At 47.4% G+C, this 14,213-nt stretch carries 10 protein-coding genes and 5 pseudogenes; 11 read left to right on the top strand and 4 right to left on the bottom strand.

Translation table 11 applies throughout. The features are described 5' to 3' along the window. Nucleotides 1-10: 10 nt before the first annotated feature. The 7 genes and pseudogenes from ACWGOO_RS15520 (at nucleotide 11) to ACWGOO_RS15550 (ending at nucleotide 6,191) form a co-directional block, all read left to right on the top strand. A complete protein-coding gene (locus tag ACWGOO_RS15520; RefSeq protein ID WP_452484817.1) occupies nucleotides 11-1,825 on the top strand; it encodes a methyl-accepting chemotaxis protein in 1,815 nt (604 codons plus the stop codon). Further along, nucleotides 1,818-2,009: pseudogene (locus tag ACWGOO_RS15525) on the top strand (sugar ABC transporter substrate-binding protein); the annotation flags it as partial. The gene ACWGOO_RS15520 and the pseudogene ACWGOO_RS15525, both read left to right, overlap by 8 nt. A 295-nt stretch (nucleotides 2,010-2,304) precedes the next feature. Further along, complete coding sequence (locus ACWGOO_RS15530) at nucleotides 2,305-3,330, top strand: NADH:flavin oxidoreductase/NADH oxidase (protein ID WP_452484818.1); 1,026 nt, start codon at nucleotides 2,305-2,307, stop codon at nucleotides 3,328-3,330. A gap of 189 nt (nucleotides 3,331-3,519) precedes the next feature. Next, complete coding sequence (locus tag ACWGOO_RS15535) at nucleotides 3,520-4,446, top strand: ABC transporter ATP-binding protein (protein ID WP_452484820.1); 927 nt, start codon at nucleotides 3,520-3,522, stop codon at nucleotides 4,444-4,446. Next, the gene (locus ACWGOO_RS15540; RefSeq protein WP_452484822.1) at nucleotides 4,439-5,149 is read left to right on the top strand and encodes an ABC transporter permease; all 711 of its coding nucleotides are present in this window, start codon (nucleotides 4,439-4,441) and stop codon (nucleotides 5,147-5,149) included. The genes ACWGOO_RS15535 and ACWGOO_RS15540 overlap by 8 nt, the downstream gene beginning before the upstream one ends. 28 nt (nucleotides 5,150-5,177) lie before the next feature. Then, nucleotides 5,178-5,912, top strand: a complete 735-nt coding sequence (locus ACWGOO_RS15545) for an ABC transporter permease (protein WP_452484824.1) — start codon at nucleotides 5,178-5,180, stop codon at nucleotides 5,910-5,912. A 165-nt stretch (nucleotides 5,913-6,077) separates the two neighbouring features. Next, entirely contained in the window at nucleotides 6,078-6,191 is a 114-nt protein-coding gene (locus tag ACWGOO_RS15550) for a putative holin-like toxin (RefSeq protein WP_010347020.1), read from the top strand. 166 nt (nucleotides 6,192-6,357) lie between these two features. On the opposite strand, the pseudogene ACWGOO_RS15555 reads toward ACWGOO_RS15550, so the two are convergent. Next, nucleotides 6,358-9,135 (bottom strand): annotated as a pseudogene (locus ACWGOO_RS15555) (family 14 glycosylhydrolase). A gap of 182 nt (nucleotides 9,136-9,317) precedes the next feature. On the opposite strand from ACWGOO_RS15555, the pseudogene ACWGOO_RS15560 reads away from it, so the two are divergent. Continuing rightward, a pseudogene (locus tag ACWGOO_RS15560) lies at nucleotides 9,318-9,709 on the top strand (SDR family oxidoreductase); the annotation flags it as partial. Here the strand turns inward: ACWGOO_RS15560 and ACWGOO_RS15565 are convergent. Together ACWGOO_RS15565 and ACWGOO_RS15570 are read right to left on the bottom strand one after the other, a co-directional pair. Continuing rightward, nucleotides 9,692-9,796 (bottom strand): annotated as a pseudogene (locus tag ACWGOO_RS15565) (ABC transporter permease); the annotation flags it as partial. The pseudogenes ACWGOO_RS15560 and ACWGOO_RS15565 overlap by 18 nt on opposite strands. A 139-nt stretch (nucleotides 9,797-9,935) precedes the next feature. Then, nucleotides 9,936-10,445 (bottom strand): annotated as a pseudogene (locus ACWGOO_RS15570) (ATP-binding cassette domain-containing protein); the annotation flags it as partial. A gap of 171 nt (nucleotides 10,446-10,616) precedes the next feature. Between ACWGOO_RS15570 and ACWGOO_RS15575 the strand changes: the two are divergent. Beyond that, nucleotides 10,617-11,195, top strand: coding sequence for a TetR/AcrR family transcriptional regulator (locus tag ACWGOO_RS15575; RefSeq protein WP_452484826.1), 579 nt, complete (start codon nucleotides 10,617-10,619; stop codon nucleotides 11,193-11,195). A gap of 176 nt (nucleotides 11,196-11,371) precedes the next feature. Further along, nucleotides 11,372-12,778 carry an alanine/glycine:cation symporter family protein gene (locus ACWGOO_RS15580; RefSeq protein ID WP_452484828.1) on the top strand — a complete coding sequence of 469 codons (1,407 nt, stop codon included), beginning with the start codon at nucleotides 11,372-11,374 and terminating at the stop codon, nucleotides 12,776-12,778. Between the two features lie 312 nt (nucleotides 12,779-13,090). Here the strand turns inward: ACWGOO_RS15580 and ACWGOO_RS15585 are convergent, their stop codons facing one another. Next, entirely contained in the window at nucleotides 13,091-13,225 is a 135-nt protein-coding gene (locus tag ACWGOO_RS15585; protein ID WP_452484830.1) for a DUF2568 domain-containing protein, read from the bottom strand. Nucleotides 13,226-13,317: 92 nt separating this feature from the next. On the opposite strand from ACWGOO_RS15585, the gene ACWGOO_RS15590 reads away from it, so the two are divergent. After that, nucleotides 13,318-14,040: an MBL fold metallo-hydrolase gene (locus ACWGOO_RS15590; RefSeq protein ID WP_452484832.1), complete on the top strand. Its 723-nt coding sequence runs from the start codon at nucleotides 13,318-13,320 to the stop codon at nucleotides 14,038-14,040. Nucleotides 14,041-14,213: the final 173 nt, after the last annotated feature.

Genomic DNA, 14,213 nt, shown 5'->3' on the forward strand with positions numbered 1-14,213 from the left:
ATATTTTAGTATGAGGATTGGTAAAAAACTATCTATTAGTTTTGCAGCCGTATTATTGCTTACACTGGTTGTGGGCATTATTGGTGAGTATGCTACTTCGTCTTTACATACATCGTATCAAAGTATGATTGATGATGGCGTCGCTAAAATTTTAATGATTCAAGAACTGGAGTATGATGCTGCGAGTCAGACCAAGTATTTTCGCGGGTATCTGGTGACTGGCGATCAGGACGAAATGAACAGTTATCTGAAAGAACGCAAAACCTTTGCAACGACTATGAAGAAGCTGCAATCCACGCTCGAACAGGACAAGTCCAAACAAATGGCAGCACAGCTCCAGCAAATGGAGGCTGAGTATGCAGATATCGTGAAGGAGATTACCTCATATAAGCAGCAGGGGGATGTGGCGACCTACACGAGATTAGTGAGAGAAAAATGTAAGCCGACGGCACTCGCTCTGGAACAGCGGTCACAGGCGATGGAGCAGTACCAGATGGATCTACTGAATCAATCCCAAGTCGAGCAGGGCGAAAAGCTTCAATATGTACAGGCGATGGTTATCATTACGATGGCACTCGCGCTGGTGATCGGGATCGTATTGGCGTATGCAATCACCCGTATGATTGCCCGTCCGGTGGTTCAGGTGGCTCAAGCCGCGCGGCGTATTGCAGAAGGGGATCTGACACAGGAGGATATTCAAATTCGGCAGAAAGATGAAATTGGTGAAATGGCGCATAGCTTTAACGATATGAAACGCCAGCTTCGTTCGCTGCTGCAAGTGATCTATCAGAATACGCAAGGGGTCACTATTGCTTCGGGTGAGCTGTCCAGTGGCTCCGGACAGGTGGCGGAAGGCACGCGGCAGATGGCGGAGATGGTACAGGGAATCCATGATTCAGCTAACAATCAGGTTGAACGAAACCGTGAAAACCAGCAGGCGGTCAAGGAAAGCGCAGAAGGCGTTCAAAAGATTGCCCAATCCGCTTCCATTACCGCAGAGCTGTCCGAGCGAGCGATTCACGAGACAGAGCGCGGCAATGCAGACCTGAAGGAAACGGTTGTACAGATGCACTATATTCAGGATACGATGAAGGATTCGGTCAAGGTCATGCAGAACTTGGGCGAGCAATCGAAGGAAATTCAAAGCGTAACGCAATTTATTAGGGATATCGCCAAGCAAACCAATTTACTGTCGTTGAACGCGTCCATTGAAGCGGCCAGAGCCGGGGAATCGGGCAAGGGCTTTGCTGTCGTGGCGGGTGAAGTGAAGAAGCTTGCGGAACAGACGGGTCAAGCTTCTCAGCAGATTGCTGTCTTTATGGATGCCATGGCGGATACAGTGAACCAGGCCGTGGACTCGATCCAGAAAGGCTCCAGCGAGGTTGAGACTGGAACAGATCTAATTCACCGCACCGGGCAGACGTTTAGCAAAGTGCATGAAGCGGTACAAACGGTCGCCGAGCATACGCAGGAAGTGTCGGCTGCGGTCGAAGAGCTGTCTGCCATTACTGAGCAACTGCTGGACTCGGAGCAAAAGCTGGTAGGCTTGTCTCGTGAGATTGCGGAGGAATCGGAGTCGGCTGCGGCTGTATGCGAGGAGCAGCTCGCTTCTATGGAAGTCATCGCGGATTCTGCCGATTCGCTGCGTCATATGGCTGCTGAGCTAATGTCGGAAATACAGCACTTCCGCATTACAGACGATGCAGGCGAAAACAAGGCTTCGACTCATCCAAAGGATACGAACGGATGGCGCGACACGTCCATCAGTCGTACATCTATGGATAAAATTTCAATTTCGGATACACCGATTCATTCTGCTTTCTGAGGGGGAAGTGCCTAAGGAAATGGAAAGCATTTTGAAAACGTCGAAGTCCGGTGATCTGTCTGTTAACTACTCGCTGGATACGTTCGCGAGCTGATGCAGGACTTAGATCAGCGGCAACATGAACAAGGATCAGGCAGTTGCTGAGATTGAAAAAGCGTGGGTGCAACTGGGCTCGGCACAATAAAGCTGGTTTCGCAAAGGCGTCCGTAAGGGCGTCTTTTTCGTACATTTTTGAGTTTGACTTATCTAGATAAAAAATATCTAATGTTATTTAAATATTTACTTGCAAAAAGTTATTAAGTTGTGGATAATAAATTGTGCACAATATATCTGCGACATACAACATATTTCAAGGCCACATAACGAAAAGTACGGAGATACCCCGGTTGGGGAATCTCTTTGTTCCGTTTGTAATAGACCTTGTAATTTGGATCGTATTTTCACTTATGTGGTAAAGAAAACAAGAGGAGATGAACGTTTTGACGAATTCATTGTTTGCACCGTATACGCTGAAAGATTTGGAGTTAAAAAATCGGGTTGTTATGGCACCGATGTGCCAATACTCGGTGACAGCCAAGGACGGGATTCCGAATGATTGGCATCATGTTCACTACCTGAGCCGAGCTATTGGAGGCACAGGCCTGATTATTATAGAAATGACGGACGTGGAGCCGGATGGACGGATTACGGATTATGATTTGGGCCTTTGGTCAGATGAGCATATTCCGGCCTTCAAGAGGCTGGTTGACGGTATTCATGCGCAAGGTGCTAAGGTAGGCATCCAGATTGCTCACGCGGGCCGTAAAGCTGAGGATGTGACAGTGCCAGTGGCTCCTTCGGCGATTGCATACCCGGATGCGAATTATAAACTGCCGCGTGCACTCACCACAGAGGAAGTGCAGGGCATGGTGCAAAAATTTGCAGATGCCGCCCGGCGTGCAGTTCAAGCGGGCGTGGACACGATTGAACTTCATGGTGCACACGGTTATTTGATTCACCAATTCCATTCGCCGCTCACGAACAAGCGGGATGACGTATATGGTCAGGATTTATCCCGTTTCGGTGATGAAGTCATTCAGGCTGTACGCAAGGAGATGCCTGCGGGCATGCCGTTAATCTTCCGCATCAGCGCAGTGGAATACGTAGACGGTGGATACGATGTGGATCATGCCATTGAGCTGAGTCGTGCATATCAAGCTGCAGGCGTAGATGTGGTCCATGTCAGCTCGGGCGGAGAAGGCCCGGCTGGAGCAAGAAAGCCGGGCAACTATCCGGGCTACCAAGTGCCGTTCGCACGCCAAATTCGCGAGGCACTGAATATCCCGGTGATCGCTGTCGGCGCATTGGATGACCCGGCCTTAGCGCAGTCCGTTATCGGCAACGAGGATGCCGATCTGGTCGCCGTGGGACGCGGATTGCTGCGCGATCCATATTGGGCGACTCATGCAGCGGTGACATTGCGCGGCAAGCCTTCCATACCAGAACAATATCAACGTGGCTACTGAGGCCTAAGTAATCCGACGTTGTTTATATATAAACAGGGCACCTGTAACGAAGTGTACGCTTCGTTGCAGGTGCCCTGTTTTGTTTTAGAGGGATACTGAATAAGAATGAATAAATGTGATGGTTTTTGCATTTTATGGATGATTTATTTTGTATAATAATCTTATTTGGTGTTTAGGAGGCTGGAAGAAATGGATTACATTATTGAAACGAAAAAGCTCCGCAAACAGTTTGGGATGTCAGTAGCCGTAGACGATATATCCTTACATGTGGAGCGAGGCAGTATTTACGGTTTTCTCGGTGAGAATGGAGCTGGCAAGACCACTACCATTCGTATGATGATGAGGCTGATTGAGCCTACAAGCGGGGAGGTTTTTTTATTTGGTGAACGGTTGGAGAAAAACTATCCATCTATCTTTTCTAAGATTGGCACGATCATCGAAACACCGGGTTTATACGAAAACCTGAGTGCTCGCGATAATCTGAGAATCTGCTGTACGTACATGGGGGTGCAGGATGATGGGAGAATTGAACGAACCCTAACTACGGTAGGATTAGAGCATACCGGCAAAAAAAAGTTTAAGGATTTTTCCCTAGGAATGAAGCAACGATTAGGGATTGCAAGGGCGCTTGTTCATGACCCTGAGCTGCTCATATTGGATGAGCCGACGAACGGACTGGACCCTTCTGGAATTAAGGAAATTCGTCAGCTATTGAAGCGGTTGTGCGAGGAAGACGGGAAAACGATTCTTATTTCCAGCCACATCTTGAGCGAAATTCAGCAGTTAGCTACACACATCGGGATTATACATAATGGAAAGCTGTTGGCGGAAGATCGCTTGAGTCGGTTGGCGGAAGGTTTTGAGCAATACACAGATGTAAAGGTAGACGATGCAGAAGCAGTACAAACGTTTCTGCAAGAACACATGAAGCAGTTACAATCTAATGTGATATCCCCACAACAACTAAGGATTCATAGTCCGATTGAGAATACATCTGCGCTAAATAAACAGTTAATAGATCATCCGTTTTCAGTCTATGAGATACACACTACAAAGCAGACGCTAGAAGAGTACTTTCTGACACTCATTTCAGAAGAGGGTGGGCGGCGTGATTAGAGCAGAACTCATTAAGCTTAAAGGCTCTAAAGCCTTCTTGTTAAGCTATATTATATTGCTGGCTGTTGTACTGCTGGAATTCGCGACGAGTGCCATTTTTTACCGATATTCAATTGATAAATGGGGTTGGACCCCCTATTTTGAAGGTATAGTCCTTTTCGTTAATGTTGCAGCCGGATTTGTCAGTTATTACATTTTAACGGGTCATATTTTTGCGAGAGAGTACCAGGAAAACACGCATCTGTTTATGTTTACCACGCCTGTCACCAGGGGTAAATTTTATTTTAGTAAATTGATCATTGTTTATGGATTTATTATTGTGTCGCTGTTTACCGTTCTGTTTCTGTCTGCATTATTAGGCATGTTCATTACAAATCGACCTTTAACGATGGCTATCTGGGTATACCAAATCCAGGTATTTGCCAAAATGTGTGTGATGCATGCGTTGCTCATCCCGATCGCCTCTTTTTTTGCTATACGCTGGAAAAGCATTATGGTGGTTGTGCTCGTAGTTTGTACTGCTATATTTTTGAATTTTATGTACAAAAGTGAATGGTACCCTTGGATTGTGCCCTATCTCTTATCTCCTAATGAAAGAAATGCAACTATACCTGCCAATGTTTCTATAGCGTGGTTCAGCTTATCGATTACCTTTGTTGTGGGGTTGTTTTTATCTATATGGGCATATCAAAGAAAAGACTAAATGAAGAGTTTTTGAAAAGGGGGTTACTATGATCGAGCTGTTTAAAGCAGAGTGCCTGAAGCTGAAAGGAACTAAAATTCTTTGGTTGAGTGTGATAATTTTAGTATTAACCATTGTCTTGGAATTATATAGTTACACGGGTAGTCCCAAGTATTCGATAGATCGTGATGGTTGGAATGACTATTTTATGAGTATTGTTACTCTTATTAATTTTCTGACTGGATATATGAGCTATTATATTTTGACCTGCTATATCTATGCGAGGGAGTATCAAGAGAAGACACATATTGCCCTGTTCACAAGCCCGGTTCGTCGGAGTCGCATTTACTTCAGCAAGTTACTCGTTATTTATATGTACATTGCTGTCAGCCTGTTGCTGGCATTTGGGCTATCTGCGCTATTGGGTATGTTTATTACGACCAGACCGCTAACTTTTGATATCGTACTTTATCAGCTTGGGATTTTCGCCAAAATGATTCTTATGCACGCTATGCTTATCCCGATCATCACGTTTTTCGCCATTCGCTGGAAAAAATTTGTGCCCGCTATTATGGGAATGTGTACAGTTATGTGTTTAAATTTCGTTTTGGTTAATACCCCGGGGAATACCTTTTATCCATGGACAGCACCGGTATTGTTTTCTCCGCACGGCACACTGGGGAGAACGTTCACGAATGTTCCTGGAGGGATCATCAGTATTTGCTTCATTTTTGTGCTTGGGCTTTTTTTGGCGTTGAGAAGTTATGTCCGTATAGAGAAATAAGTAGGATGTGTAAGCAGTAAATAACGATGAGTGTCCGCATGAGGTTGGTTGAATGAAGCTGTAAATGTTGTCGCCGAAGGACGGATTTACGTGCTATAATTCTAGTAACAACAGAATGGCTTAGGTGGGCGGTCGGCTAAGTCTCCCGGAAGGGAGGTGATGCCTGTGGAGGTTAAAGATGCTCTGACATTAATGATGATGTTCGGAACGCTATTAGTAGCGTTGATCGGATTAATCGTTACGATTGTTATTGCGTTGAACCAAAACAAAAAGAAATAGACCGCTCTCGAGAAAGGGCCCGGTCTATTTCTATTAGCTAACCTTTTTCAGCCGACCGCTTTTCAAAGCGGCTGTTGCCAAGAGTAGGGATGTTACCAGCATCCTTGCTCTTTTTTAGTATATCCTTCTATCATTTATTTTAGCACATTTGAATAATCGATGTAACTCATTTGGTGAAAACTTTAACCTCCTTCGGAGCGAGAGTCACGGTGATGGAACCGTTGTTGATCTGAATGGAGTCGTTGCTTAACTGGTTGGTCAGACGGGTGCCGTTGGATAGGTTGTCAAAGTTGCCAATGGTGCGGGTTTGGCTGTTCCACGAGTTGGCTTCCATTTTGCAGGGCAGGGTGGCTGTTGCGCACACGGTTCAGCTTGGCAATGTACTGGTACAGCTCATGATTGGCGTTAAACACGACGTTTTCCCGGTTGGCGGGATCATCACCGCCACTAAATCCTTGCTCGGTGCCTTGATAGATGATTGGAATCCCGCGTGAAGTCAAGGTAAAGCCCAAGGCGGCTTTGAGCTGTGGCCATTTGTCAGAGGTAGCACAAGGCTTGCCGGAGTCGTCATTAAGGAAACGTTTCACATCATGATTGTCGATAAATACGCCATTGGTCTGAGCATCGCGATAGTGACGATCATCCGCATAGCGTTCCTTGATTTTGGTCATGGATTGATCGTGTCCGAACACATCCTTGATCGCATAATACACCGGGAAATCCAGTGCGGCATCGAGATACCGGGTGTAATCGCCCACATAAGCGGGATCGCCACTGTAAATCTCACCAATAGTGAAGGTATTGGCAGCTTGGTCAAAATCCTTCAAGAAACCTTTGGGTACATGCTTGGCGGTATCCACCCGCAGTCCGTGAACGCCCAACTCGTTCAACAGCCATTTGATCCAGTTTTTCAGCTCGTTTGCGGTTGCAGGGTTGTTCTGATTCAGGTCATCCAATCTGGCCACATCACCGTTTTCGATTTTCGATTGGTTGTTGGAGCTGTAGTCTGCCCCTGTGATGTCGCCGTTGTGGTTATACCAGTCTGCTTTGTCAAAAGGAGCCTTGGCGTGCCGTTCTCTGGTTGAAAATCGCCGCCATGCCATTTGCGCTGGTCGCTGTTGTTGGAATTGAAGCCACCGTAATTATCGTTCGATGTGTCCCCGTTGCTGAATCGGTCTGTCATGATCAAGTAAATGCTCTGTTTGCTCCAGTCTGTGTTGAGGGGAGTTGGTTTGGAGGGGTTACCTGGATCAGTGGGAGTAGAGCCGCCCGAAGGCGACCCGGTTTGGACAGTTCCTGCGGCTCCATTAGAGCCGGGTGTGTAGGTAGAAGTGCCTGGGCTGAAGAAGTAGTTTTTGGTGTTGTTGCTGTCCCAGTTGTTATTGCCGTCATTAAAGGCGGCTTCCAATTGGGAGGCAGAGCCGATATCGACGGTAATTTTAGCATAGCCGCTCATCTCGGCATCCTGCATTTTCACGCCGGGTACGGCCGTCCAGTTTTCTCCAGCCGGGCGATAGTGGATGTAAGGCGAGTTGAAGCCCCTTTTGTAGTATACGGTTACTTTGTTACCTGCACCGCCGCCGTTATCACCAGGCTTGGCCTTGCTTACGATATACTTTTTGAATCCATCCAATTCGCCGGTTGGTGAGCCATCACTGTTAACGAGATTATTAAGGCGTAATAGTGTAAAGCCGTGGTAGCCGAACTTCGTAATTTTTTCCTCAATTTTCTGGAAGCCACTGCCTCCCGTTGGGAGCGCGTTTTCACCATTCAGGCGAACACCCTTGGTATTAGCAATGGAGGAGACGGTATCTACCAGTGTGGACGGCAAGGAATAATTCGGTGCTGTGCCACTGTCGTTCATCTCCAGTGCAGTAAAGGTTAGATCCAGATCAGCATCCTTGAACTTCTGAATGAGACGGTTGTAATCATAATATCCACCTGCATGCTCTGTGCTGTGAGGCATTGCAGGATTGTTTATCTGCCAGTGCAGGCCGGAAATCTTGGCTCCGATACGGACACCGAACACGGAATCAAAGTTTTTGTGGGCAGCTGCTCCGATGACGCCCAGATGGTTTTCAAGCACGCTTTGGTACCACGACAGGAAGTCCTTCCCATAGGCGGAATTATACCCGCCGTTCTTGTAAAATCCGTCCCCGTCAGTCGGCGGATTGATTTGGCTAAGGCTATTTAGCTTGGTACCCCAAGCCGCGTTAATCTTGTCCAATGATCCATACTTTTCATTCATGGCCGTGCGGAACGCATTTTTGGCTGTTTCGGTATAGGCCTGAAACTTGCCCCGTGCCGGGTAGCTCCATCCTGCTGCCGGATAGTATGATGGGTATCGCAATTCTCCGGAAGGACCGCCGCTTAAATAGATTTTGGGAATGATGCTTTTGTATCCGGCAAAATTTTTAGCGAATGAGGCATACAGCTCGTCATATTGCTTGCCAGCTCCGCTCCATAATGGAGAAAGGGCCTCGTGATTCACATAGCCGCTTTCATCCTTGAACTGCATTTCATCTGCGCTGCCCTTGCTCCACAGCCAGCTTGGCAGCGGGATGTTGCAATCATCCCCCACATTTCCCCCACACTTATGCGTAGAGATAATAGGAACCCACTTCAGTCCCACTTCTTTCACGGCATCTGCATAGGTCTTGTAGTAGCTCCAATCGAACTGGTTATCTCCTGCGCTCTCCACATAGCCCCACCAGACGTCGGTGGTGATGGCATAGACGCCATTGCTTTTCAGCGTGCCCAGTTGCTTTTTGAATGCACCCCAGTCACTGATTTTCGCCAGCGGCCCCATGACGGAAGCCTGAAAATCGTTAGCGACTGCAACGCTTGCCGCATTGGAGGGTGAGCCAATGAAGGCGGTCAGAGACAGCACAAGGCTTAATAGAATCAGGCACCCTTTTTTCCATATACTTCGATACAAGGTCAAAGCGATCATCCTCCCCCAAGCATAGTCTATTTCGACAACATTTTGTTAACGTTTACAAAATAATTATAAAACAACCTCTTGCCTAAAATAGACGAATTTATTGCACTTTCGGGGGGAGAAATATGACTAATTCGCTAGTGACACCTTGTTATGGACAGACAAAAGGATGCTCCAGACGCTCTAGTACCTTTGAAGGGACATTCTGGCCGCAGTATTTCGCTGCCAAGCATGTAGTACAGCATATTTCCAAGGAAGACTATACGTGCTCATGTCCGGGGCTTTCAGCCAACGACCGATGGGCTTTGGCGCTACATACAGGGCGGCTAACGGCGCAATCGAAAGCTTGGGTAAAGCTTTGGCGGTAGAATTGGTTCCGGTACGGGTCCATGTTGTATCTCCCGGCATCATCTAGAGAGATGGCCCCGAGGGCGAACAGCGGGTGCAAGCTTTTCAGGAATACAAGGAAGTAATCTTGCTCCAGCGGTTGGGTTATAACGAGGAAATCACGCATACCGTGTTGTATCTGATGACGAACAAGTTCACCACCGGAAGCGTGCTGTTCCCGGATGGCGGCAATTGGATTAACACCTGCGATGATCTGTCCGGTCATCATGCCGGGAAGCTGGACCAGCCCCAGCGTTTTCTGTCCCATTTTGAGAGGCTACAGTGATTATGAGCAGAATGAATAGTGCGATAAATCCGTAGCTTTGCATCCCAAAAATTAAATACAATACCTATCCAATCGCCAGCAGTTGAACCGATGCTCTAATTGTGGCGATGATAATATCCCGATTCAAACCGAGCCTTCCGTCGATCATCAGGCATGTTTCATGGCCCACTCCGATTGCTTGTTCCATATGTTGCGTAATCAGATTATCGTCGTTCCCTCTTCTTTGACCAAGTCTGGGTTCAGTGCAGAAGTAATCTCATCCAGCAGTAAAATATCCGGGTGGATCATGCAGTACCGTGCCGTGCAATCGTTCTATAGCCTGGAGATTGTACAGAACGGTTCCTTGCGGCATGGGGGCATCCTGAAAAACCAGTGCGACCTTCCGTCTTAGCTCAGGGATTTCCCATTCGGAAAGAGGCTTGCCGAATACGCTGATTTCTCCTTCATCCGGCATCAGTAGAAGAATACACAGTGAAAGCAGCGTGCTTTTGCCAGACCTGGACGGGCCGACCAGCGTGGTGATTTTGCTGGGAGAGACTTTTGCTGTAATTCCATTCAAGACAGCACGTTCCCGTTCAGACCCGGTGAAATAATTGGTGATGTTCTTAAACTCAATGGCTGGAAGTGACTTGGAGTCCATAGATCTAGCTATTTTCTTTGCATGGCATTGAAAAAGTAGTATAGCTGGAATGCTTGCAAACAACATCTCCTTTGTATATACTAACATAATTAGCTAAAATATAAATAAAAATTTAGTATGTATATTTATATTGATACCTTACATAGAAATTCGATTAAAGGAGAAATGCTGATGTCACCCAGAAATGGAGTGAAGCTGCAAGATATTCTACAGGCAGCCGAGGACATTGCCAACGAACGGGGGATGGGCGATGTCACGCTCACCACGTTGGCGCAGAAGCTGCGCATTCGCCCCCCGTCTTTGTATAACCACGTGGATGGCTTGAACGGACTGCGCCAAGTGCTGGCTCTACACAGCCTGGGACAGTTGGAAGAAGCTTTGATAAGCGTGGTGGTTGGTAGAGCGGGTGACGATGCACTGACCGCTATGGGGGAAGCCTATATGCGATATGCCCGCGAGCGACCTGGTTTGTATGAAGCGATGCTGTATGCAGCCGACCGAAATGATACTGAAGTGAGGAATGCTGCGGATCGCGTGGTGGAGCTTGTCATTTCTGTTCTGTCCAGCGGTTACGGGCTTAAGGAAGAGGATTGTGTTCATGCAGCGAGGGGATTCCGCAGTTTGCTTCACGGTTTTGCCTCGCTCGAACAGAAGGGCGGCTTTGGTTTACCCGTGGAGGTGGATCGGAGTATTGAAGTCATGCTGAACACTTTTTTGGCAGGTTTGCGTGTGCAGCAGAAGCGAGTATAACATGGGGATAAAAAGCCATACCATTGCTGGTAATGGTTTCTATACAATAAATTGTATATTTATCTGTTCTATACGGCTAAAAATTGATATACTCAAAAGAACTGCTAATGGGTGAATGTGGAATCAGTTCTATAAAGAGAATGAAGCAAAGAATATGAATATTAGGGGGATTGTAAATGCAACAGGTTTTACAGGAGATAATCGGTGTAATTAACGACTTTTTCTGGTCCAAGTTGTTAATTGTCATGCTAATCGCATTGGGGCTATTTTTTACGTTCCGCACTAAGGGTCTGCAAGTACGAATGATCGGAGATATGTTACGGGTTCTGAAAGAGTCGAAGCGCGGCTCCAAGGACAGCATTTCGCCTTTTCAAGCATTTTGTATCAGCATGGCGGCGCGCGTAGGAACGGGTAACATTACAGGGATTGCTCTTGCCATTTCGCTGGGCGGCCCGGGTGCAGTGTTCTGGATGTGGGTCATTGCGATCATCGGATCAGCATCCAGCTTTGTCGAAAGTACATTAGCCCAAGTATATAAAGTGAAGGACAAAGGCGGATTCCGTGGCGGTCCGGCGTATTACATGGAGATCGGATTGAAAAAGCGGTGGATGGGTACCGTCTTTGCGATACTGATTACACTGAGCTTTGGGATGGTCTTTAACGCGGTGCAGTCCAATACGGTTTCGCTGGCTTTTGAAAACGCCTTCGGGACCAATCGGTTGGTCTTGGGTCTGATGATGGCGACTCCGTTTGCTGTCATTATTATTGGAGGGGTCAAGCGGATTGCCAAAATGTCCGAATATATCGTCATTGTGCTGGCGGTGCTGTATATCGGAATTGCGCTGTTTATTGTGATCATTAATATTCAGCAAATGCCGCATGTGTTGTCCCTGATTGTACGCAATGCGTTCGGTTTCGAGCAGGTTGCAGGAGGCTCCATTGGGGCAGCCTTGATGCATGGCATCAAGCGTGGTTTATTTTCCAATGAGGCAGGAATGGGGAGCGCACCGAATGCGGCAGCTACCGCAGACACCAGCCATCCGGTCAAGCAAGGCTTAATTCAGGCTTTTGGGGTGCTGACGGATACGCTTATTATTTGTACGAGCACGGCAATGATTATTTTGTTATCCGGGGCGTATACGAAGCCGGGACTTAGCGGTATTGAGCTGACTCAGGCGGCTCTTAGTGTGCACATCGGCCCATGGGCGTCCGGTTTGCTTGCCATTATGGTATTACTGTTCGCTTTTAGCGCATTGGTCGGTAATTACTATTACGGCGAAACGAATATCGAGTTTATGAAATCCAGTAGAATCTGGGTATGGCTTTATCGCGCTGCTGTAATTGGCATGGTGATTTTCGGAGCGGTGGCCAAGGTGCAACTGGTGTGGGATTTGGCCGATTTATTCATGGGCATGATGGTTGTCGTCAATTTGATTGCCATTACTCTTTTATCCCGAGTCGCTTTTGCAGCCTTAAAGGATTATTCACGGCAGAAAAAGGCGGGTCACGACCCTGTGTTCTATAAAGATAGCATTCCGGGGCTGGAGCAATTGGAGTGCTGGGAGCGGGAAGAGAAGCTTTAAGACAACACCTGATCACAAACTCGGCGTATCGATCTGATTGCGCCTTGAGCCATGAATCGCATCGCGTAAAGGCGTAATCCGCAATCGGGATCAAGCCGAAGTGCTTGAACGTTTCCGGAGTGGAAACGGTGGTGGCCGATCTCGAAGGGAGCGGTTAACGACACTGCCGCAACATTCGCATCATAGTTGGAGAAAGGCAGACCAGGGATGTTATTCCGGGTCTGCCTTTTTGCAGCTTCTTTTGGCTATGTATTGTCCCCATCATTGTATAAGAAGGCGGCTTACGACGAACATACAGGCTAGACTGATAGCCTAAAGTGATCGCTCGCTGGCATACAGCGCCGCAGTCGCTAAACCGAATATAACCAGTTCTGCGCCAAGATGGGCCCAACCTTGGAGGGGCAATGAGGCGGCAGGAGAAAAGAAGAGTCTCCAAAGCAGTTCCAAATGAATATCTGCGGAAAGATTTGACTAAAGCTAATTACGTTAGTATTATAACTAATATAATTAGTTTTAGTCAAGATGAGGAGATGAGACGGATGCGTGTTGTTCAAGTGCAGCATATAGTTCAATTGACGTTTCTGCCGAGACTGTTCCCGGTGAACTGCTATTTGGTGCAGGAAAAGGAGGGGCTGACATTGATAGATGCCGGGCTTCCTTATAGTGCAGATGGTATCGAAAAGACTGCTGCGCGAATCGGACAGTCAATCATACGAATTGTACTTACTCATGCCCATGAGGATCATGTGGGCGCACTGGATAGGTTGAAGGAACGGCATCCTGATGTGCAAGTATTCGTTTCCAGACGGGATGCGAGGCTGTTAAGGGGCGATGTATCGCTGGATGCGGGTGAACCGGATAATCCGATTCGGGGCAGTGTGCCCAAAAACATTCGTACACAGCCTGACGTTCTGCTGCAAGAGGGGGATTATGTGGGTTCGCTGCTAGCGATCAGCGCGCCGGGACATACGCCGGGCTCGATGGCATTTCTGGACACTCGTACCCGTGCGTTGATTGCAGGCGATGCCTTCCAGGTCCGAGGTGGTGTTGCGGTGTCGGGAAGAATCAAGCCGCTGTTTCCATTTCCCGCACTGGCCACATGGAACAAGGAAAGCTCGCTGGAAAGCGCCAAAAAGCTCGCGCATTTCAACCCGTCTTTATTGGCTGTCGGTCACGGCAACATGCTGCAACATCCGCAGACTCAACTGGAAAGGGCGATTATGGAGATGGAGCAGCACCTTACGATGAGCTATAAAGGGTAGCGATGCTATAAAGAAAAGAAATATAAACTGTGTGAGCTCACACGAATACAAAAAATATATTAATATATCTAGGATTTTACTATTTTTTTAAACACGTGCGGTATGCTTAAGTTGCCTGAAGGTGAAGCTGTTTTCTAGGACAGATCATACTTTGGAGTGTACTGGGGGTATTA

The organism is Paenibacillus sp. NPDC055715, assembly GCF_053617595.1.